Below are 21,634 nucleotides of genomic sequence, written 5' to 3' on the forward strand. Positions count from 1 at the left end.
CCGTGAAATTCCTCACAAAGTTCAGGCGTCACTCGGTAGCGCGGCCAGCGCTGCTGATCCTGGCGCTCGTGGTCATCGGGCTCGGGTATGCGGGAGTGAACCCGCAGCGTTCCTCCGCTGAGACCGAGATGACTCAGCAGATCGAAGAAGGCAAGGCGCTGTTCGACCTCACCTGCTCCTCCTGCCACGGCCTCGGGGCCGAGGGCACCTCCCAGGGCCCGACCCTGATCGGCGTGGGCGCGGCCTCCGTCGACTTCCAGATGGGCACCGGGCGGATGCCCGCGGCCCGCGCCGAGGCGCAACTGCCCGCCCGCCAGGTCAACTACTCGCAGGAGCAGATCGACGCCGTCGCCGCCTTCGTGGCCTCCCTCGGCCCCGGCCCGGAGACACCCAAGGAGTCGGAGTACACGCCGGAAGGGCTGAGCGAGGAAGAGATCGCCCGAGGCGGCAACCTGTTCCGCGCGAACTGCTCCGCCTGCCACGGCATCGTCGGCGGCGGCGGCGCGATGCCGAACGGTGAATACGCGCCCTCCCTGGTCGACACCTCCTCCAAGCACATCTACGAGGCCATGCGTACCGGCCCGCAGCAGATGCCGACCTTCTCCAAGGAGGTCATGCCGGATGAGAGCGTCCGCGAGATCATCGGCTACCTGGACGCCGCCCACGAGCAGCCCAACTACGGCGGGCTGACGATGGGCGAAGCCGGGCCCGTCTCCGAGGGTTTCTGGGTCTTCGTCATCGGCATCGGCGGCCTCGCCATCGTCGCCACCTGGATCGCTAAGAAGGGGGCACGCGCCCGATGAGCCACGACAACCTGCCTGTGCGGGACCCCGAACTGGGCCACGTGGTGGCCAACCCCGGGCTCGAGGAGCACGTCGAGCGATTCACCGACGTCGACAAGGGTGCGGGCAACCGCGCCTACGGCTCCATCTTGTTGATGCTCGGCCTGGTGCCGGTGCTCGCCGTGATCTTCGTGGTCATCTACTTCGCGGTGCCCCGCGACGCCTACATCGACTTCGGCTGGCTGAAGGCCAGCGCGATGAACGTCGGCCTCGGCCTCACCGGCGGCATGGCCGTCATCCTGATCGGCGTGGCCGTCATCCAGTGGGCCCGCGTGCTGATGGGCGACCACGAGATGGTCGAGATGCGCCACACGGCCGCCTCCTCCGCTGAGGACCGTGAGGTCGTTGCGCAGGAGTTCGCCGACGGTGTCGAGCAGGCCGCCGTCAAGCGCCGCCCGCTGCTCCTCGGCGCCCTCGGCGGCGCGCTCGGCATCAGCCTTGTGCCCGCAGTGGTGCTGCTCGCGGACATGGGCCCGTGGCCCACGAAGCAGAAGCGCAAGGAGACCATCGAGACGACGATCTGGGCCTCCGAGATCCGCCTCGTCAACGACGTCAACTGGCTCCCGCTTCGCCCCGAGATGATCGAGGTCGGCCAGTTGGTCAACGCCCAGCCCGAGAACCTCAACGACCTGCACGGCACCGAGTACATGATCGAGAAGGCGAAGTCCCCGCTCGTGGTGGTCCGGATGGATCCCGACTCCATCAAGATCCCCGAGTCCCGCAAGGACTGGCAGGTCTCCGGCATCCTCGCCTACTCCAAGATCTGCACCCACGTCGGCTGCCCGATCTCGCTGTGGGAGCGTCAGACGCACCACCTGCTGTGCCCATGCCACCAGTCGACATTCGACCTGGGTGACAGCGGCGTCGTCGTGTTCGGCCCAGCGGCCCGTGCGCTTCCCCAGTTGCCGATCAAGGTCAACGAAGAGGGCTTCCTGGTCGCTCAGAGCGACTTCACCCTCCCCGTCGGCCCGAGCTTCTTCGAGCGCGACTCGCGCCACGACTTCGTGAAAGGTGACAACTGATGGCTAAGCCCACCAGAGTCGTTGAAACCTCGCCCGAGGTCGAACCGCGCGAGGCGGAGGCCGCCAAGCCGGTGCCCGCCGCGGGTGTCCTGGGCTGGGCGGACGACCGCCTCGGCCTCGCCAAGATCGGCCGGTTCGGGCTGCGCAAGATCTTCCCCGACCACTGGTCCTTCCTGCTCGGCGAGATCGCGCTGTACTCGTTCATCGTGCTCCTGCTGACCGGCATCTTCCTCACCATCTGGTTCAAGCCGTCGATGGCTGAGATCGAGTACGACGGCTCCTACCAGTTGCTCAAGGGCCTGCCTGTCTCGGAGGCCTTCGCCTCGACGCTGCACATCAGCTTCGACGTCCGCGGCGGCCTGCTGGTGCGCCAGATCCACCACTGGGCGGCGCTGCTGTTCGTGGCGGCCGCGTTCGTGCACATGCTGCGCGTGTTCTTCACCGGCGCGTTCCGCAAGCCCCGCGAGGTGAACTGGCTGATCGGCGTCGGCCTGATGTCGATGTCGCTGATCGCCGGCTTCGCTGGCTACTCGCTCCCCGACGATCTGCTCTCGGGCACCGGCCTCCGCTTCGTCGACGGCCTGATCCGCTCGATCCCGATCATCGGCACCTGGGCCGAGTTCTTCGTCTTCGGTGGCGAGTACCCCGGCTCGATCCTGATCCCCCGCCTCTACATGGTGCACATCCTGCTGGTGCCCGGCCTGCTGCTCGGCCTGGTCGCAGCGCACCTGGCTCTGGTGGTCTACTACAAGCACACGCAGTACCCCGGCCCCGGCCGCACCGAGAACAACGTGGTCGGCTACCCGCTGTTCCCCGTGTACATGGCGAAGGCCGGCGGCTTCTTCTTCATGGTGTTCGGCCTGCTCGTGCTGATGGGCGGCCTGTTCCAGATCAACCCAGTGTGGACCTACGGCCCGTACGACCCGGCGAAGGTCACCGCGGGCTCGCAGCCCGACTGGTACATGGGCTGGGTCGAGGGCGCGATCCGCATCATGCCGAACTGGGAGTGGCATTGGGGCTCGACGACCTGGTCGTGGGCCATCTTCCTTCCCGGCGTCGGCCTGATGGGCCTGCTGTTCGGCCTGCTCGGCGCCTGGCCGTTCATCGAGGCCTGGCTGACGGGTGACAAGCGCGAGCATCACCTGCTCGACCGTCCCCGCAACGCGCCGACGCGCACCGCGTTCGGCGTCGCCGGCATCACGTGCTACGCCATGTTCTGGCTCGCGGGCGGCAACGACATCATCGCCACCCGGTTCCATCTGAGCCTCAACGCGATCACGATCTTCATGCGGGTCGCGATCTTCGTGGCGCCGGTGATCGCGTTCATGATCACCAAGCGGATCTGCCTGAGCCTGCAGCGCGTCGACCGCGAGCGTGCGCTGCACGGCTCCGAGGACGGCGTGATCGTGCGCTCCGCGGAGGGCGGCTACTCCGAGGATCACGTGCCGCTGTCGGAGGACGAGCAGTTCACGCTCACGCAGCACCTGCAGCACACACCGCTGGAGATCTCTCCCGAGACCGACGCCGCGGGCGTCGCGAGCAAGCAGAAGGTCAGCAAGTTCCGCGCCGCGGCCTCGCGCTGGTTCCTTGGCAGGGAGGTGCCGAAGCCCTCCGTCGCCGAGATCGAGGAGGCCAAGCACCACGGCCACCACGAGTCCGAGCACGAGGAACTCCCCGAGGGCTTCGAGGATCGCGAACTGACCGACGACAAGGCATCGACGCACTGACGTCACACGCCACGCAAGGGACCCGGCCTTCTGGCCGGGTCCCTTGTCTGTGGTGGTCCATCCACCGGGGCGACCTGGGCATCTTCTGCTGAGAATGCCGGGCCTGTGCCCTCCCGGTGCCATAGGTTGTCCTCAGATCCCCAGGCCGACCAAAGGACCACATCCATGGTGTTCGAACGACTCACCGCGCTCTTCGCCTCAGGGGGCAGCCGCCCGCCGAAGGAACTGCAGGCAGCCCTGGCCCCCATCAAGCTCATGGGTGAGGACGTCTACGAGTCGCTTGTCGGTTACGTGACCACGGGCTCCCCCGCCGAGGCCCTGCTGTCGTTCAGGTCGAGCCAGGGCGGCTCAGGGCCGACGACAGGCCTGGGTACCGATGACGTGGCGATGCTGCTCGGCAATCCCGGCGCCTCCGACTGGCCCTCGCCGTGGCAGGTGCGTGACCTCGAGAAGGACATCCAGAAGGCGACCGGCGTCAAGTTCAAGGCGTCCCTGAACGACCAGTACCGCCTGTCGTTGGCGCGCGAGGCGCTCACGCCGGAGCAGTGGGTCCGCTACGGCAGGATCCTGGAATCGGCGAGCACCGTCACGGTGCTGACCGACGATGAGGTGGTGCCGCGCTGGCTCAGCATCCTGTGGGGAACCGTTGAGCGCTTCGATCCCGACCGCAACCAGAGCAAGGGCCCCGGCTGGGATGTCGGCTTCGTCCGGTCCCTGCTGACGGCCGACGGCCGCACCGATGAGGAGGCGAATGCCGCCATCGCCCAGTTGGCCTTCGTCTCCGCCCCCAGTTCATCGTCCTGGCAGCCGCTGCGCAGGCCAGTGCTGCGCGGCCTCGCCGACTTCGTCAAGGATCACCACGACGTTGCGGTCGCCCAGTACACCCGCTCCGGCGCCGAGGACAAGGCAGCCACCCTCACGTTGCTCGGCACCGACGCCGACCTCGCGGCCCAACTCGACGACCTGTGGGACCTCGCCGCCCGCGGCACGGCCAAGGGCGTGCGCGAACAGGCCGTCGCACACCTGGCCACCCTGCCGTCGACCGAACGGGCGTCCCGGCTCGCCGAGGCGGTCAGGGCCGCGCCTGCCGCGCAGGCCGAGACGGCCACCGACTACCTCGCCCGCGTCGGTGACGCGGCCGCCATCGAGGCCCTCAACGCGCTGGCCGCCGAGATCACGGACGCCAGGAAGTCCCGGCTGCTTGAGTCCGCGCTGGCCCGCGTGCAGCAGGCCGCCGACGGCGAGGAGGCCGACCTCGACCTACCGCCCGTCCCGACGATCGAGTCGGGCCGGTTGGGCGACGACTTCGTCGAGGAGTGCATGAGGCTCTCCGCCGCCGCCAACGAACGCGACAAGCTGCGCCTCGCGGAACTGCCCGCCACCGTCCAGGACTGGCAGCGGCAGGCGATCACCGGCCGCATCAAGGTCACCGACCGCATCAACGACGCCGACTTTGCCCGCATCCGTGATTACCTCAACGACGGAGGCAAGCGCCCGAAGCTGCTCGACGAGGTGATCCGGCTCGGCCTGATCCCCAAGAAGGGGCTCGGGCTGGCCCATCAGGTCCGCCTCCACCAACTGAGCTGGCAGCTCAGGAACGAGGCCGACCTCAACGTCGACCTGCGCGCGCTGCTCGCCGTCGCGACCGAGACCGAGGCTGAGGTGCCTGGCCGACGCGGCACCGCCGAGGACTACGTCAGCTCGCTGCCCTTCTCATGGGACTTCGTCAACCGGGTCGACATCGAGAACGTCTGGCCCTACTTCGCCGAGCACCCGCTGCGTCTCGAGCAGTCCCTCGGGATGAACACCACCGCTCCCCGCCGGGCTTCTACGTCGACTCCACCGCCGACGTGGCGACCTCCATCGGCATCCTGCAGGCGTTCCCGTCGCTGCCCGCGCCTACGTGGCCCGCCTGCACGAGATCGCGCTCGGCACCGGCAAGACGCACAGGCAGCTCGCGCAGGACACCCTCGCCGCCCGCTCCAACGCCGTCGACATCGCCGCACACGGCCTCACGGACTCCCGGATGGAGGTGCGTGCCGCCGCCGCGACCTGGCTCGGCCGGATCGGCTCCGAAGACGGAGCCGCCCCGCTCAGGAAGGCCCTCGCCTCCGAGAAGCGCGAGACGGTGATGGCCTCGATCCTCGGCGCCCTGAACCAGCTCGGCGAGGACCTCACCGAGGACCTCAGCCCGAAGGTGCTCGCCGCCCAGGCCGCGAAGGGCCTCAAGGCCAAGGCCCCCGCCGCCATCGAGTGGCTTCCCGTCGACTCGATCCCGGCGGTCAAGTGGGCCGACGGCACCCCGGTCGACCCTGACATCATCGTCTGGTGGCTGCGTCTCGCCACGAAGCTGAAGGACCCGCTCGGCGCAGGCCTGCTGCCGATCTACGTCTCGCTGCTCGACGACGACTCGCAGGAACGGCTCGGCGAGTTCGTGCTGCGCGCCTGGATCGCGGAGGACACCGCGACCGCCAGCGAGGAGGAGGCCCGTGCCCACGCCGCGGCGCTCGCACCGGGGCGCCACGCGCAGTACCAGGGCTACGCCAAGCGCAGCCCCAAGAACGACTACTACCGGCAGTTGGCGGCCAAGACCGAGGCGCAGCACTTCGAGGACCTTCGCCGCGAGAAGCTCGGCGAGTACCTGGGGTCGGCCTCCGCGTCGAAGGGCATCCTCGCCCTGACCGTCGGCGCCCCCGGCCACGTCACGTACCAGGCCACCACCTCCTACTTCAAGACCCACACCGCGCGCCGCGCGCAGATCGAGGCCCTCGTCACCGCGGCGTCGGGCAACGACGACCCGGCCGCGATCCAGTTGGTGCTGCAGGTGGCGCGCCGCTTCAAGCAGCGCACCGTACAGGAGAAGGCGACGGAGCTGATCGAGGCGATCGCGGAGCGGCGCGGATGGACGGCCGACGAACTGGCCGACCGCACCATCCCCTCCGCCGGCTTCGACGACGACGGCCTGCTGCACCTCGACTACGGCCCCCGCGAGTTCATCGGCCGGTTGGGCCGCAGCGCAAAGGGCCTCTGGCAGATCGAGCTCAGCGCCGCCGACGGCAAGCCCATCAAGGCGCTGCCGGCGATCGCCAAGTCCGACGACGAGGAGGTCGCCAAGGAGAGCAAGAAGCAGCTCACCACCTCCAAGAAGGAGATCAAGCAGCTCGTCGACCTGCAGACCGCCCGCCTGTTCGAGGCCATGTGCATCCAGCGCGGCTGGCCCGCCGACCAGTGGCGCGAGCTGATCGCCGAGCACCCGATCCTCCGCCAGGTGATCACCGGGCTCGTGTGGCAGGCCGGCGACGGCGAGGAGCCAGCCGACGCGGACGCCCTGTTCCGGCTGACGCCCGAGGGTGAGTTGATCGGCATCGACGACGACACCTTCGACCTGCCCGACGGTGCGACCGTCCGGCTGGCGCACAGCGCTACCGTCACCGCCGAGGCCGCCGAGGCGTGGCGGACCCATCTGGACGACTACGACGCGCAGCCGATCTTCGATCAGTTCGACACCGCGGTCGCCCAGGTCGCGCCCGACGCCACCGTCGTGAACACGCGGTACGGCTGGCTGAGCGACTCGTTCGCGATCCGCGGCCGGGCGACCAGGCGCGGCTACGTCCGTGGCCAGGCGGAGGACGGCGGCTGGTTCAGCCGCTACTACCGCGACTACCCGAGCGTCGGGCTGCGGGCCGTCATCGAGTTCACCGGCAGCTTCGTGCCGGAGGAACTGATCCCCGCCGCCGTCCAGACGCTGTACTTCGAGTCCCTCAAGCGGGGCAGGACGATGCCGCTCAGCGATGTGCCGCCGATCCTGCTCGCCGAGTCGATCAAGGACTACGAGTTCACCGGCGACGCGGGCCAGTTCGACCCCGATTGGGAAAGCAAGAGCCAGTACTGATGAGCAAGAGCACGCTGCGGGTCCCCGCCGAGGTCCGCTACGCCGACGAACTTGAGCGGCTGCGGGCCGCCGACGAGGCCGAGAAGCGGCCGCTCCCACCCGGCTGGCGGCTCAGCCCGAGGGCCGTGCGGTCCTTCATCGTCGGCGACCCCGCGCTGCAGGTCAGCCGCAAGTTCTACGGCGACGACCCGCTGGTCGACCGGGCGGTCGTCACGCTGCTGGGGCGCCAGGCGCTGATGCTGGTCGGCGAGCCGGGCACGGCCAAGTCGATGCTGTCGGAACTGCTCGCCGCGGCGATCAGCGGCACGTCGACGCTGACGGTGCAGGGCACGGCGGGCACCACCGAGGACCACCTGCGCTACTCGTGGAACTACGCCCTGCTGCTCGCCGAGGGGCCGACGCCCCGCGCGCTGGTCAAGAGCCCGATCTTCCAGGCGATGGAGACCGGCAGGGTCGCCCGCGTCGAGGAGATCACCCGCACCGCCCCCGAGATCCAGGACACCCTCGTCAGCCTGCTCTCGGAGAAGCTGCTGATGGTGCCGGAACTCGGCCCGGACGAACTGGTCGGCGCGCAGGCGGGCTTCAACCTGATCGCCACCGCCAACCTCCGCGACCGTGGCGTCAACGAGATGAGCTCCGCGCTCAAGCGGCGGTTCAACTTCGAGACCGTCAAGCCGATCGCCGACCGCGCCTTCGAGGTTGAGCTGGTCAGCAGGCAGCTCGCCGAGTCGCTCGACACGGTGCCCGCGAAGGTGGAGGCCCCGGCCGACGTGATCGAACTGCTCGTGACGGCGTTCCGGGAACTGCGCGACGGTCGCACCGAGCAGGGCACCCCACTGAAGCGCCCCGAGACCGTGATGTCGACGGCGGAGGCGGTCAACGTCGCGCACGCCGCGGCCCTGGAGGCCGCCTACTTCGGCGACGGCCGCGTCGGCGGCGGCGAGATCGCCCGAGCCCTGGCGGGCGTGGCGCTGAAGGACTCGACGGAGGACAGGGCGCGGCTCCGGTACTGGGTCGACAACGTGGTGCGGGAACGCGCCGGCGGCGACCCGCAGTGGCGCGAGTTCCTGACGGCGGCCCGCTCCGCCTGGGACTGACCTTGGACGACCGGCTCTCCGCCGCCCGGGCCGCGCGCGACGACCTCGCCGCGGCGGGCGTGCACCTGCTCCCGATCAGGCACCACTCCCCCGCCTGCGCGGCCGCAACCGCGCGCCTGATCGACGAGGTGCGCCCCGCCGCGATCCTGATCGAGGGCCCGCTGCACTACGACGCGCTGCTTCCCGACCTGCAGCACCCCGACACCACGCCCCCGGTTTCCGTGCTCACGGTGCGCGCCACCGACGAGGGCAGGACGTCGTCGCTGTTCCCGCTCGCCGAGTTCTCCCCCGAATGGGTCGCGCTGCGGGCAGGCGCCGACCTTGGCATCCCGACGGCCTTCATCGACCTGGATCAGCCGAGCAGGCCGGAACTCAGCCGCGACGAGGTCGTCCTGCAGTCCGAGCGCTACCTGGAGCAGAGCCGCACGATCGCCGAACTGGCCGCCCGGCTCGGCTGCCGCGACCACGACGAACTGTGGGACCACCTCTTCGAACTGCGCGGCGACGAGCCGGCCGCGCGGCTGTTCGACGACGTGTTCGCGTGGAGCGCGCTCGCCCGCCTCGACTACGAGGCCGAGGTGCTGGAGAGCGAGGGCTCGCTGCGCCGCGAGGCCTGCATGCTCGCCGAGCTGAGGTCGTGGCGCGGGCGCGTCGACGGCCCCATCGTGGTGGTCACCGGCGCCTTCCACACCCTCGCCCTCGTCGAGGAGTTGGCGGATCTGCCGGGGCGCACCCCGCTGGCGGAGCACCCCGCCTCCGATCCCGTCTCGCCTGACGACTCCTGGTTGGTGCCCATCACCGCGTCGACTCTCGACGGGCTGCGCGGCTACTCGGCCGGGATGCCGGCCCCCAGCTTCTGGCGCCGCGACTGGCGGGCCCGCACCGCTGGCGCGTCGCGGTCAGAGGTCGGCGTCGGCTTCATCCTCGACGTGGTCGCCAGGGCCAACGCAAGCAGCACGGACCCGCCGATCAGCTTCGCGTCGGCGCAGGAGGCGGTGCTGCAGGCGGAGCGCCTCGCTGGGCTGCGGGGCCATCCGTGGCCGTCGCGGATGGACGTGGTCGACGCGATCTCCTCGTGCCTGGTCGACGAGGCCGTCACGCCGTCGCTGCGGGACGCGGTCGCCGAACTGTTCGCCGACCCCACCCCGGGGTCCGTGCGGCGCGACGGTCGCACCCCGCCGATCGTGCGTGAGACCCGCGCGGAGGCGTCCCGGCTGCGCTTCGTGATCGACGACTTCGCCTCGCACAGCACCTCCCTCGACATCTCCCGCAGCGAGTCGGCCCGCACCAGGAGCCGCTTCCTGCACCTGCTGGCCTTCGTCGGCGTGCCGTTCGCGACCAGGGCGAGCGGGCCGGACCTGGTCAGCGGGATGGGCGCCTCGTTCCTGACCGAGCGATGGGACTACCAGTGGTCCCCCGCCGTCGAGGCGTCGCTGGTGTCCCTGATGCCGCGCGCCGCGACCCTGCACGACGCCGGGGCCACCGTGGTGCGCGAGCGCCTGGAGGCGCTGGGTGAGAACGCCCGCGAGTCCTCGCCCTTCACCGACCTGCTCGTCACCGTCGCCCTCGCCGGCCTCACCAGCCAGGAACGCCCCCTCCTGGACGCCGTCGACGAGCTCATCGAACGGGACCCGTCCCTGCCCTCGGTGCTCGCCAGCGCGACCCGCCTGCTCGGCCTGTGGCTCGCCCGCTCGCGGGTCCAGTTCGCGGAGCCCGAGCGCCTCGGCCCCCTCGTGGACCGCGCCCTCGCGCAGGCGGCCTACCTGCTCCCCGACCTCGCCGCCGTACCACGGGAGGCGGAACTGGACGCCGTCTCCCAGGTCGTCGCGGCGCGGCGCCTGCTGCGCGACCTCGACGCGGCCGAGGCGGTCGACGCGACCGCGCTGTCGGAGGCCCTGACCAAGCTCCGCGCGCCGGGCACTGCCCCCGCGGTCAGGGGCGCCGCGCTCGCCGTGGCCGCCGCCGACGGGCACCTGAACGAGGATGACCTGGCAGCCGAACTCAGGGCGCACTTCGCGGCGGGCGCCGAGCCGGGGACCGCCGCGCGACTCCTGACGGGGATGCTGCGCGCCGCCCCCGAACTGCTGGTCCGCTCGCACGAACTCTTCCTCGCCGCCGATGAGGCCCTGCAACGGCTCCCCGGCGACGTGTTCCTCGACGTGCTGCCGGAGTTGCGGCACGGGTTCACCTGGCTGAAGCCCCTCGAGACCTCGACGGTGGCATCGAAGGTCGCGGCGCTGGTCGGCGGGGACGCCTCGGCGATCGACGCGCCGATCGCCGTCACCACAGCCGACCTCGGGCAGGGCATGGCGATCGAGGCCCAACTGGCGGCGCTGCTCCAACAGCGACACCTCGGAGAATGGATCGGCTCGTGAGCGGCGACGAGCGGGCGCGCCGGTGGCGACTGGTGCTCGGCCGCTACGCCGACGAGCCGCTCGGCTCCGGGCTGTCCGCCGGCGACGCCGACCTCGACACCGCGCTCGGCTTCGTCTACGACCGCGAGTACTCGCAGCGCGGCCTCCTCGAGCCGGGAGGCGGCGGGCGGCAGTCGCGGGGCGTGGCAGCGCTCAGTTGGTTGGAGAAGTCCAAGGCGCTGTTCCCCGCCTCCACGCTTGAGCGGCTCCAGGCCACCGCGATCACCGAGTACGGCGTCAGCGAACTGCTGCGCGACAGCGAGGTCGCCGAGCGCCTCGAGCCGACGCCCGAACTGGGCGCCGCGCTGCTCGGGGCCCGCGGCAAGCTCGACCGCTCCACCGAGGACGGCCTCCGGCTGGTCATCTCCAAGGTGGTGGCGCAGATCGTCGAGCGCCTCCGCACCTCGTTCCGGGCGAGCCTCAGCGGCCAGCGCAACAGGTTCCGGCGCTCGCAGCAGAAGGTCAGGCAGAACTTCGACTGGCGGCGCACCATCGCCGCGAACCTGCGCAACGTCGACCCCGAGACAGGTCGGATGCTCGTCAGCGACCTGCGGTTCAACTCGAGGCAGAAGCGCAGGCTGCCCTGGCACGTGATCCTGTGCGTCGACCAGTCCGGCTCGATGGCGTCATCGGTGCTCTACAGCGCCGTGTGCGCGAGCATCCTCGCCTCGCTGCCCGGCATCGAGGTGACGCTTCTGCTGTTCGACACCCGGGTCGTCGACCTGACGCATCTCGCGGCCGACCCGGTCGCGGTGCTGATGACGGCCCAACTGGGCGGCGGCACCGACATCGCGGGCGTGCTGGGGGTCGCGGCGAGCAAGGTCGGCACACCGAAGCGCACCGTCATCACGCTGGTCAGCGACTTCGAGGAGGGCGGCTCGGTGTCTCAACTGCTGCGCCAGGTCACCGCCCTGCGCGAACAGGGCGTCACCCTGCTCGGGCTCGCCGCCCTCGACGAGGAGGCAACACCTCGCTACGACCGCCGCGTCGGGGCGATGCTGGCCGATCGGGGCATGCACATCGCGGCCCTCACCCCGGACCGGTTCGCCGAGTGGCTCGCGGAGGTGATGTCGTGAGCGCGTGGCTGGCGGGCTGGCAGGCGTGGGACGACGCCGCGCTGGAGGCGCTTGCCAACAAGGGGCTGGTCCGACGCGCCGCGAAGGCGGTGCCGGACGCCGTCCTCGGCGACGTCACCGACGACTCCGCGGTGGTGAGCACCGCGGGCATGGACGTCGTGATCGGGCCGCGCGGCCCTTCCGAGGCCAGGTGCCCCTGCCCGGCGACGGGCGTGTGCGTCCACGTCCTGACCGCCACGATGGTGGCCCGCACGCAGGCGCCGGAGGGCGACGGGGCGGGCCCGTCCCCGCTGGAGGACCTGCTCGCCACGACCGCGGAACAGTGGTGCCGGGAGGCGGGGGCCGCCACCGTCCGCGCCGCCCTGCCCTCCGCGCTGGAAGAGGCCGAGACGGAGGTCACCGAGGTCGACGGCAGGGTGCAGATCCGGTGGCCGGGCGCGCCTGTGGTCAGCTACGTCCCGGGACAACTGCTCGCCGGGATGTCGTCGACTGCGCCGCGCCAGCAGTGGCCCGCGCTGCACCTGGAGGCCGCCAGCCGGGCCGTCCGGGCGACCGGCGGGGCTTGGGAGTGGCCCCGGAAGTACCTTGACGAACTGGAGGCCGGGCGCCGGGCCGCCGAGCCGGTCGACCTGCTCGCGGAGGTGCGCGTCGAACTCGGCTCGGCGCTGGTCGACGGCCTGGCCGACGTCGGGCCCGCGTCGCTACGCTCGCTCGCCGAGGTCGGCACCAGGCTGCGCGCCGCCCGACTGCCCCGCCTCGCGGGCCAGGTCGGCGTCATCGGCGGGCAACTGGAGGCGCTCGCGGCGCGCTCCGACGCCACCGACGAGGCGACCGTTGTCACCTCGATCGCACGGGCCTGGGCGATCACCGAGGCGATGCCGCACGGGTGGCCAGCCGAGCTGACGGGACGCCGGGAGGAGTCCGAATCGCAGGCCCTCGACCTCCTGGCGCTCGGCGCGACCTGGTGGCAGTCCGACTCAGGCGCCAGGGGCGCGACCGTGCACCTGTGGGACCGCACCAACGCCCGGGCGTTGACCCTGACCGACGGGCGAGGCGCCAACCTCGACCCCACCTTCACGCGCTCCCTTGCCGCCGTCCGGCCGTGGGAGAGCACGCTCGCCGCGCTGCTCGGCAGCGTGTTCCGGCTCGATCAGGCCCGCTTCCGCCCTGACGGCACCCTCGCGCCGACCGGAGGCCGACCCGCAGGGGTGCGCGCCGCAACGCACGCGGACCTCGACGCCGTGGCCGCCGCGCCGCCTGTCGACCGGGTGCCCGACCCGTTCGGGGAGCCGCGGGGCGCGGCGCGCGTGCTGCGGGTCCAACGCTTCGGCAGCGCCACCGTCGACGAGATCGGGCAGAGCCTCGTGGTGCCCGTCGAGTCGCCCGACGGCGCCGTCACCGTGCTGCGTGCCCCTGCGACCCCATCCAGCCGCGGGAGGGTCGAGCGACTGCGGGACCTGCTGAGCCACGGCCGCGGCATCGAGTACCTCGTGGCCGTCCCGGTCGTGCATCAGGGTCGGCTGTGCCTCGACCCCGTAACGGTCTACCTGGGCACCCCGAAGGGGAGCGTCAAGGGATTCAGCGTCGACTTCGACAACGCGGTGCAGCCGACCAAGCAGAACAACTGGCTGCGGCGGCAACTCGCGCTTCTCACCGACCGGAAGGTCGCCACGCGCGCCCCGTCGGGCGTCGAGGCCCTCACCCGGGACGTGACCGACCTGGCCACCGACCTCGCCACCCGCGGCCTGCGGACGGCACAAGCCTCCTCAGACAGGCTCCTGCGGCTGGCCTCGACCGCCGACGATCTGGCGCTGGCAACCCTCGCCGGTCACCTGCGGGCGCTAGCGGCCGACCCCAGCCCCGATCGTCTGGTCCGCGTCGTGACGCTCACGGGTATGGTCCGCGAACTGTCCTGGGCGCGCGACTGACGTATCCTTGGGCCGTGCATTTTCTGGATCAGCGCCCCGCATATGACCTGACCTATAACGACGTGTTCATGGTCCCGAGCCGTTCGAGCGTCATCTCGCGCCTCGACGTCGACCTGACCTCTACGGACGGTCTGGCCACCCCCACCCCGCTGGTGGCGGCCAACATGACCGCCGTCTCCGGCCGCCGGATGGCCGAGACGATGGCCCGCCGCGGCGGCCTCGCCATCTTCCCGCAGGACATCCCCTCGGACGTGGTCGCCGCCTCGATCGCGAAGGTGAAGGCCGCCAGTCCGGTCTTCGACACGGCCGTGACCGTCTCGCTGCACTCCACGGTCGGCGAGACCCTCTCGCTGATCGCCAAGCGCGCGCACGGCGTCGCCGTCGTGATCGACGCGGACCGCCGGGTGCTCGGCCTGGTCTCCCCCCAGGACGCCTCCGGCGCGGACCGCTTCGCACAGGCCAAGGACGTGATGACAAGCGACGTGACCATCGTCGACGCCGCCATGTCCCCGTCCGACGTGTTCGCGCTGCTGTCCGAGCACCACCAGAAGATCGCGGTCGCGGTCGACGGTGACGGCCGCCTGGTGGGCGTGATGACTCCGAAGGGCGCGCTGCGCAGCGCCATCTACTCCCCCGCGCTCGATCACGAGGGTCGGCTGCGCGCGGGCGTCGCGGTCGGTATCAACGGCGACATCCCCGCCAAGGTGCGCGCTGCGCTCGAGGGCGGCGCCGATGTCCTCGTGATGGACACCGCGCACGGCCACCAGGAGAAGATGGTCTCCGCGCTGAGCCAGGCGCGCGAGGTGCGCGACGAGTTCGCGACTGAGACGGGCCGCACCGTGCTGATCGTGGCTGGCAACGTCGTGACCAAGGGCGGCTGCATCGACCTGATCGACGCGGGCGCCGACATCCTCAAGGTGGGCGTCGGCCCGGGCGCCATGTGCACCACCCGGATGCAGACCGGCGTCGGCCGCCCGCAGTTCTCCGCGGTGCTCGAATGCGCCGAGGAGGCGCGCGGACGCGGCAAGTCGATCTGGGCCGACGGTGGCGTGCGGCATCCGCGCGACGTCGCCCTCGCGCTCGCCGCCGGCGCGGGCTCCGTGATGATCGGGTCCTGGTTCGCGGGCACCCACGAGTCGACCGGAGACCAGTTGGTCGACCACCAGGGCCGCGCCTACAAGGAATCCTTCGGCATGGCCTCGGCCCGCGCCGTGCGGCAGCGCACCCGCGAGCAGTCCGCCTTCGAGCGGGCCCGCGCCGCCATGTTCGAGGAGGGCATCTCCAGCTCGCGGATGTACCTCGACCCGCGCCGCCCCGGCGTCGAGGACCTGCTCGACTGGATCACCTCCGGCGTGCGGTCGTCGTGCACCTACGCGGGCGCCCGCAGCCTCCCCGAGTTCGCCGAGCGCGCCGTGGTCGGCATCCAGTCCGGCTCCGGCTACGAAGAGGGTCGCCCGCTCGACCAGAGCTGGTAGGACATCGACAAAGGGTCACGGCAGCCGATCGCTGCCGTGACCCTTTTTTGTCGTCTAGTCGCTGCTGCCGAAGACCTCCGCGACGTAGGCGGTCACTCTCACGGCGCTGGCCGTGCCACCAATCGTCGTGTTGTAGTTTCGGACACCATCGACGGTGACATACAGAGCGACAAGGTCACCCTCGACGATATTGTCGAACATTCCGGGAAACCCCTCGGACACCATCGTATTGTGGTCGTATTTCCACCAGTCGGTCGTTTTCACGGCCCCGGTATCGGCGCGGAATGAGGTCCCCCCGGTGGCTGAGTCGAATTGCGTGACGTCAGCGTAAATGCGGACCTTCCGGTCTAGGTGTTTACTCGGGTCCTTGACGATCAGGTTCCATTCCCGGGTCTTGATCTTTTCGTACTGGGAGGCGTCCTTCAGCGCCGCGACGCGCTGCGCCTCGGCCTCGGCGGCGGCCTCCGCCTCAGCCTTGGCCTTCGCCTCAGCTTCCGCCTTGGCAATGGCCTCAGCCTCTGCCTTGGCACTGGCCTCGGCCTGCGCCTTCGCCTCAGCTTCCGCCTTGGCAATCGGGCTCTTCGGACTTGAGCGTGGGGTCAGAGGCGTAGACCGCCGCCGATGAGGAGCATTCTGAGGCGGTAGTTGTCGGGGTTACGGAACCCTCTGGCGACGCGGCGGGCGAGTTCGATCAAGCCATTGATCGCTTCGGTGCCGCCGTTGTTGGCGCCGCCGGTGGTGAAGTAGCCCAGGAACGCGTCTCTCCATCGGTTGAGGGTGCGGCCCAGGCGGGCGATCTCCGGGATCGGACACGTCGGGAACGAGGCGAGGACCTTCTCCGCTACCCGACGCCCGTCAGCAGGACTCGACTGGTGATAGACCGAACGCAGGTGCTGGGCGCAGTGCCAGGCGACCTCGACTTCGACGTGACGGTCCTCGACGGTGAACGCCGCCTCGAGCCGGGTCTTCTGCCGGTCGGTGAGATGCTCCTTCCCGGCACGCAGGACGTTGCGGATCCGATACAGCGGATCATCTCTGCGGCCGCGGTGGCCGTGGATGTCTTGCTGGACCCGGCGGCGGACCTCATCAACGGCAGCCGTGGCGAGCTTGACGACGTGGAACGCGTCGAGCACCGCGACGGCGTCCTCCAACTGGTCGTCGATCGCATTCTTGTAACCGTGGAACGGGTCCAGCGTGGCGATCTCAACACCCTTGCGGAACACGTCGCCGCGGTCACGCAGCCACGACGTGTAGATCTCGCCGGAGCGGCCCGGGACCAGATCCAGGAGCCGGGCTCGGACTCGTCCGTCCTTGTCACGTGTCAGATCGACCATGCCGGTGAACTCCTTCGGGCCGCGGCCGCCGAGCTCGACGGGCTTGGTGGAGACGTGATGCCAGATGTGTTCGTCGACGCCCAGCGAGGTGACACCGGCGAACCGGGTCTCGTCGTCGGCGGCAGTCTCAAGGACCGGCTTGACGGCCCGCCACAGCGTCTTCCAGGTGCAGCCGAGCTGCCGAGCCAGACCCTGAACAGAGGCGTTCTCCCGCCGCATCTGCCCGATCGCCCACGACGTCGCGCGTCTGGTGAGCAGCGCTCTGGGTCGCGCCACGTCGGGGTCTTGTTCCATGAACGAGGTCACCGGACACGACGGTTCGGGACACAGCCAGCGTCGTTTCCGCCACCACAACCTCACCGGCGCCGTGAAACACGGCGCGTCGATCAACTCGACCCGCTGCCGGCCATGCGCATGCGCGATCACCCCGCAGGCGGGGCAACCCATCACCTGGTCGGCGCTGGACTCGACCTCAATCCTGAGCCCCGCCTCGTCGCGGGCGACGCCAACCACATGCAGCCCCGGCAACCCGACCAGAAGATCACAGCGCTGGCAGTAGCCGCCCGCGGCACGGCAGCAGGAAGTAGGATCGGGCATCGTCGAGGTCCTTGAAGATCAGGTGGTGTGGTAACCCCGATTCTTGAGGGCCTCGACCCCCTTCACCCCGCCGACACGCCCGCCATCCGATCCCCGCTCACCCCACGCTCAGGTCCGAAGAGCCCCATTGAGGGGCCGGGCCGGCAGCGTCGACGTCGTCGACGGCCAGCGGCGGCCGCCGCCGGCACAAGGACACGCCTACGGCGTGACCCCGACCCCCTTCGGGGGTTTTCCCTTCTGGCGACTCCATCATGACCGGCACGCGGAACGCCGCCACCCCGCCGCTACGCGGCCCCTACCGGTCCTCACCGGATCGTCGACGCGCTCGCAAGCTCGCTTATTTCGCCGCCGATCCGGCTCCGGTCCCCGGGGCTTCGGGGGATGGACACCAACCCGCTTTCCGCCGGTCAGGATTCCACTCGCCCAGAAGGGCAAAAAAACGGGCGGGCACCGACCTGCACCACCTGGCCACGGGGTCACCTCACCAGGCACCAACACTAACCACACTAAGGAGCGGAAATGGCAACCATCGAGTACCTGTCCCCCAGCGATCTGACCTTCGCTGACAACGTCCGCAGCACCGCTGCGGAGAGTCTCACCCAGGCTTTCGTGCAGTCGATCAGCGAGCGCGGCGTTTTGGAACCGATTCTGGCTCACCGGGGCGAGGACGGCACTGTCACCGTTCTGGCCGGTCATCGCCGCACCCTGGCCGCGCAGCAGGCCGAGCTGGCCAGCGTCCCGGTGATCATCCAGGAGGTTGAGCAGAAGCGAGCCGACAGGATCATCGACCAGCTGACTGAGAACCTCCATCGCGAGGGTCTCGGCACCAGCGACGTGACCCAGGCAATCGGTCAGCTCGCCCTGGAAGGGCTCAGCGTGACAGCGATCGCCAAGCAGACCGCCATGAGTCGTAAGGAGGTCAAGACCGCCGTGTCCGTGGCCAAGTCCCCGGTCCTGGTCAACGCCTTGCACACGCTCACCCTCGACCAGGCCGCAGAGCTGGAGGCGTTTGTCGACGACCCGGAGGCCGTCGCGAAGCTCATCGAGGCAGCCGAGGACGACTACTTCGATCACACCCTTTCCCAGCTGCGACTTGAGAAGGCCGAGAAGGCCGGACGAGTGGAGCTGACCGCCGAGCTGGAGGCCGCAGGCCACCGGATCGCCACCGAGGAGGAAGCCGAGAACGCACTCGACACCCGCCGACTGCGCACCAGCGACGGGGACCGGATCGAGGACCACACCGGCTGCCCGGGCCACGCTCACATCATCGAGTCTCGCTACGTCTGGCACATCGATGACGAAGACGAGCGCCTTGACGAGTTCGAGCTGCGGATCAGCGACCGCCGAGTGCTCAGCCTCGTGGAAGTCTGCGTCGACCCCAAGGGCAACGGGCACACCGACGGCTGGTCCAGCCACGCCACCTCCAAGAAGAGCCGCGAGGACATGACCGAGGAGGAGAAGGAGGAAGCCCGGGTCGAGCGCCGCCGCGTGATCGCCAACAACAAGGGCTGGGATGCCGCCACCGAGGTCCGCCGCGAATGGCTGGCCAACTTCGCCCAGGCCAAGACCGCCCCCAAGGGAGCACACAAGCTCATCGCAGCGTTCCTGTGGACGCTGCGCGACTACGGCAACTACTCGCCCCTTGCGTCGATCTACGACGAGAAGAAGGCCGAGAAGGAGCTGGCCACCGCTTCCGCCGGTCGGCTGACCCAGATCGCGCTGATCTGGCACCTGGCCAAGTGGGAGGCCAACACCACCCGCGACACCTGGCGACGCCCGCAGAGCGCCGACCCGAGTTCAACGACGAGGAACATCGCCGCGCCTGGCTGATCACCACGACGCTCAACTGCGCGCGACGATCGGCGCAGAGCTCGTGGCGCACCCGCGTGGTGCCGCTGACTCCCGGGGTCGTCGTCGACACCGGCGCCGACTTCACGCTGGCCACCGACGAGCAGAACGTGCTCTTCCGCGCCCTGCGTGGTCTGCCCGAGACGCAGCGCAGCGTCGTCTACCTGTTCTACTTCGAGGATCTCCCCGTCGCGCGCATCGCAGAGCTGCTCGACGTGGAACCCGGAACCGTGAAGGTGCGCCTCTCCCGAGGACGCGCCCAGATGCGCGAGTTGCTCCTGGGAGGGCTGTTCGATGAATGACAAGATCTTGCGTGACATGGCCGAGCAGTTCAGGCCGGACCCCTCGGTGCGGGCCGATCTGCTCGCCCGGATCGCTGCCGAGCCGGCTGGCGCGCCCGAGACCCCGCGACCGCAGGCCTCGCCGTCACGACCCCGACGGCGCCGCGTGGCGTGGATCGCCAGCGCCGCGGCGGTGGCCGTGGTGGCGGGTCTTGCCGCGATGCCCTCACTGATCGGCGGGAGCCAGGACCACTCGGACCCGCCGGCAGCACCGACGGCCGAGGCCGCGCCGGGAGACTACTCCCACGTCTACGACGCGGTGCGGAACGTGTTGAAGGAGCACCCTCAGGCGGACATGGGCTTCCAATTCCAGTGGGGCACAGATAGAAGGCCAGAGGGTTCTGCGGCCGACACGTCCGCTCCTGCGGCCGACGGCGCCGGCCAGTACGCGACGAACGTCCAGGTCGCGGGCATCGACGAGGGCGACATCGTCAAGAGTGACGGGCGCACGATCTTCGCCGCGTCCGGCGACGACGTGGTGCTGCTCGCCGCACAGGGTGCCGACACGCACGAGCTGGCCAGGATCGACACCTCTACCACCGCGGGACGGGAGGGCGGAACCGCCCAGGGGCCGGTGGTCGACCTGATGCTGCACGGTTCGTCACTCGTCGTGCTGGTCACCGAGTACGAGCCGCGCCTGTCCGCGCTCCCCGCCAGCCAGGAGTCCGCCTACGTGCCCTACGACGCCACCCAGACGAAGGCGCTCATCTACGACGTCTCCGATCCGGCCGCACCAACGCTGAGGCAGAGCCTCGGTCAGAGCGGAGCCTTCTCGACGTCGCGGCTCTCGGGCGACCTGTTGTACCTGGTGACCCAGCACGCCGTGACCGATCCCCACGCCATCGACCCGGCCGTGCCGGGAACCTTCGTCCCGTCGACCACGGATGACGGGACGAGCACTCCGCTTCCTGCCGATGACCTCGTGTTGATGCCGCGGCCGGACGGACCGCGCTACTCCGTGGTCAGCAGCATCGACCTGGCCACCAACGAGCGGGTCGACACGCTGTCGGTGCTTGGCGGTTCGCAGACCACCTACATGAGCGAGGAGTCGCTCTACCTCGCCTCGGTGGAGTACGCAGGAGATGCCGACGGCGATCAGGCACGCGACGAGACGGGCATGAGGTCGGTCACCGAAAAGACGAAGCTCGCCCGGATCACCCTCGACGACGGAAGACTCACCGCTGCGGCCGAGGGGACGGTTCCCGGCGTCCTGCTGAACCAGTTCGCGATGGACGACTACGAGGGCAGGCTGAGGCTGGCCGTGACGCTGAACGGCGTCTCCACCTCGGGCCAGTGGGAGTCGACCCCCTCGCTGCTGGTGCTCGACGGGAACCTTGAGGTGATCTCGTCGATCCCGAAGCTGGCCACCAACGAGACCGTCCAGTCGGTGCGCTTCGTCGGGCCCGTCGCCTACGTGGTGAGCTTCCGCCAGGTCGACCCGCTGTTCGCGATCGATCTCAGCGACCCTGCAGCCCCGAAGGTGATGGGCGAGCTCAAGATCCCGGGCTTCAGCACCTACCTGCATCCGTGGGCGGACAGCCAGCTGCTCGGCCTCGGGATGGACGCCACCGACGACGGCATGGTCACAGGCCTGAAGCTCAGCATGTTCGACACCTCGGACCCGTTCGCCCTGAAGGAGCAGGCAGTCCTGAAGGTGCCCTACGCCGACTCGGAGGCGCTGCGCAACCACAAGGCCGTCCTCGTCGATTCTGAGCGCGGCTTGATCGGCTTCCCCGCCCTCAACTACTCCGGGGGCGGCTCGACCGCGGACTATGTCGTCTACCGCTTCGAGGGCGGTGCCTTCAAGCTCGCAGGCAAGCTTCCCGTCGAGGCGTCCGAGCAGCAGTGGGTCTCCTCCGTGCGTGGGCTGACCATCGGCGACAACCTGTATGTCGTCACCGAGCGAGGGGTGGACGTGTACGGGGCGGACTCGCTGGAGAAGGTGGCCTCCGAGGAACTGGGCTGAGCCGGTGACCGCCGCCTCGGCGCGCGGCGGATGCGGGGCACCACTAGACTTCCTGCGAGCAGCAGCACACTCAAA

At 70.0% G+C, this 21,634-nt stretch carries 14 protein-coding genes and 1 pseudogene; 13 read left to right on the top strand and 2 right to left on the bottom strand.

Translation table 11 applies throughout. The features are described from left to right. Positions 1–2: 2 nt before the first annotated feature. The 10 genes and pseudogenes from qcrC to BW730_RS08155 all read left to right on the top strand — a co-directional run bounded on the left by qcrC (position 3) and on the right by BW730_RS08155 (position 15,473). Positions 3–803: a cytochrome bc1 complex diheme cytochrome c subunit gene (gene qcrC, locus BW730_RS08115; RefSeq protein WP_077685802.1), complete on the top strand. Its 801-nt coding sequence runs from the start codon at positions 3–5 to the stop codon at positions 801–803. Further along, positions 800–1,864: a cytochrome bc1 complex Rieske iron-sulfur subunit gene (gene qcrA / locus BW730_RS08120; RefSeq protein ID WP_077685803.1), complete on the top strand. Its 1,065-nt coding sequence runs from the start codon at positions 800–802 to the stop codon at positions 1,862–1,864. Before qcrC ends, qcrA begins: the two co-directional genes overlap by 4 nt. Continuing rightward, positions 1,864–3,591: a cytochrome bc1 complex cytochrome b subunit gene (gene qcrB / locus BW730_RS08125; RefSeq protein WP_077685804.1), complete on the top strand. Its 1,728-nt coding sequence runs from the start codon at positions 1,864–1,866 to the stop codon at positions 3,589–3,591. The genes qcrA and qcrB overlap by 1 nt, the downstream gene beginning before the upstream one ends. A 2,026-nt stretch (positions 3,592–5,617) precedes the next feature. Next, positions 5,618–5,665: pseudogene (locus BW730_RS20335) on the top strand (hypothetical protein); the annotation flags it as partial. A gap of 57 nt (positions 5,666–5,722) precedes the next feature. Continuing rightward, positions 5,723–7,483: a DUF4132 domain-containing protein gene (locus BW730_RS20340; RefSeq protein WP_418082048.1), complete on the top strand. Its 1,761-nt coding sequence runs from the start codon at positions 5,723–5,725 to the stop codon at positions 7,481–7,483. Then, entirely contained in the window at positions 7,483–8,580 is a 1,098-nt protein-coding gene (locus BW730_RS08135; protein ID WP_077685806.1) for an ATP-binding protein, read from the top strand. The genes BW730_RS20340 and BW730_RS08135 overlap by 1 nt, the downstream gene beginning before the upstream one ends. Beyond that, entirely contained in the window at positions 8,538–10,955 is a 2,418-nt protein-coding gene (locus BW730_RS08140) for a DUF5682 family protein (protein WP_077685807.1), read from the top strand. The genes BW730_RS08135 and BW730_RS08140 overlap by 43 nt, the downstream gene beginning before the upstream one ends. Beyond that, on the top strand, positions 10,952–12,070 hold the full coding sequence (locus tag BW730_RS08145) for a VWA domain-containing protein (RefSeq protein WP_226997149.1): 1,119 nt from the start codon (positions 10,952–10,954) through the stop codon (positions 12,068–12,070). Before BW730_RS08140 ends, BW730_RS08145 begins: the two co-directional genes overlap by 4 nt. Beyond that, the gene (locus BW730_RS08150; RefSeq protein ID WP_077685809.1) at positions 12,067–13,998 is read left to right on the top strand and encodes a hypothetical protein; all 1,932 of its coding nucleotides are present in this window, start codon (positions 12,067–12,069) and stop codon (positions 13,996–13,998) included. The genes BW730_RS08145 and BW730_RS08150 overlap by 4 nt, the downstream gene beginning before the upstream one ends. A gap of 68 nt (positions 13,999–14,066) precedes the next feature. Continuing rightward, positions 14,067–15,473: a GuaB1 family IMP dehydrogenase-related protein gene (locus tag BW730_RS08155; protein ID WP_237268033.1), complete on the top strand. Its 1,407-nt coding sequence runs from the start codon at positions 14,067–14,069 to the stop codon at positions 15,471–15,473. Positions 15,474–15,527: 54 nt separating this feature from the next. On the opposite strand, the gene BW730_RS18090 is transcribed toward BW730_RS08155, so the two are convergent. Then, a complete protein-coding gene (locus BW730_RS18090) occupies positions 15,528–15,737 on the bottom strand; it encodes a hypothetical protein (protein ID WP_145952781.1) in 210 nt (69 codons plus the stop codon). Positions 15,738–16,072: 335 nt separating this feature from the next. Continuing rightward, positions 16,073–17,404, bottom strand: a complete 1,332-nt coding sequence (locus BW730_RS08160; protein WP_145952758.1) for an ISL3 family transposase — start codon at positions 17,402–17,404, stop codon at positions 16,073–16,075. Between the two features lie 519 nt (positions 17,405–17,923). Between BW730_RS08160 and BW730_RS08165 the strand changes: the two genes are divergently transcribed. Genes BW730_RS08165 through BW730_RS08175 form a run of 3 tightly spaced genes read left to right on the top strand, consistent with a single transcriptional unit; the run spans position 17,924 to position 21,559 of the window. Continuing rightward, positions 17,924–19,234 carry a ParB/RepB/Spo0J family partition protein gene (locus BW730_RS08165; protein ID WP_077685811.1) on the top strand — a complete coding sequence of 437 codons (1,311 nt, stop codon included), beginning with the start codon at positions 17,924–17,926 and terminating at the stop codon, positions 19,232–19,234. Then, the gene (locus BW730_RS08170) at positions 19,144–19,554 is read left to right on the top strand and encodes an RNA polymerase sigma factor (RefSeq protein WP_158522548.1); all 411 of its coding nucleotides are present in this window, start codon (positions 19,144–19,146) and stop codon (positions 19,552–19,554) included. Before BW730_RS08165 ends, BW730_RS08170 begins: the two co-directional genes overlap by 91 nt. Then, the gene (locus BW730_RS08175; protein WP_077685812.1) at positions 19,547–21,559 is read left to right on the top strand and encodes a beta-propeller domain-containing protein; all 2,013 of its coding nucleotides are present in this window, start codon (positions 19,547–19,549) and stop codon (positions 21,557–21,559) included. Before BW730_RS08170 ends, BW730_RS08175 begins: the two co-directional genes overlap by 8 nt. Positions 21,560–21,634 lie beyond the last annotated feature (75 nt).

Source organism: Tessaracoccus aquimaris, assembly GCF_001997345.1.
In the GTDB taxonomy this organism is placed as follows: Bacteria; Actinomycetota; Actinomycetes; order Propionibacteriales; family Propionibacteriaceae; genus Arachnia; species Arachnia aquimaris.

Excerpts from the sequence above, each read along its gene's own strand:
- qcrA (WP_077685803.1), top strand. The coding sequence starts at position 800 with ATGAGCCACGACAACCTGCCTGTGCGGGACCCCGAACTGGGCCACGTG.
- qcrB (WP_077685804.1), top strand. The coding sequence starts at position 1,864 with ATGGCTAAGCCCACCAGAGTCGTTGAAACCTCGCCCGAGGTCGAACCG.
- BW730_RS20340 (WP_418082048.1), top strand. The coding sequence starts at position 5,723 with ATGGCCTCGATCCTCGGCGCCCTGAACCAGCTCGGCGAGGACCTCACC.
- BW730_RS08135 (WP_077685806.1), top strand. The coding sequence starts at position 7,483 with ATGAGCAAGAGCACGCTGCGGGTCCCCGCCGAGGTCCGCTACGCCGAC.
- BW730_RS08155 (WP_237268033.1), top strand. The coding sequence starts at position 14,067 with ATGGTCCCGAGCCGTTCGAGCGTCATCTCGCGCCTCGACGTCGACCTG.
- BW730_RS08160 (WP_145952758.1), bottom strand. The coding sequence starts at position 17,404 with ATGCCCGATCCTACTTCCTGCTGCCGTGCCGCGGGCGGCTACTGCCAG.
- BW730_RS08165 (WP_077685811.1), top strand. The coding sequence starts at position 17,924 with ATGGCAACCATCGAGTACCTGTCCCCCAGCGATCTGACCTTCGCTGAC.
- BW730_RS08175 (WP_077685812.1), top strand. The coding sequence starts at position 19,547 with ATGAATGACAAGATCTTGCGTGACATGGCCGAGCAGTTCAGGCCGGAC.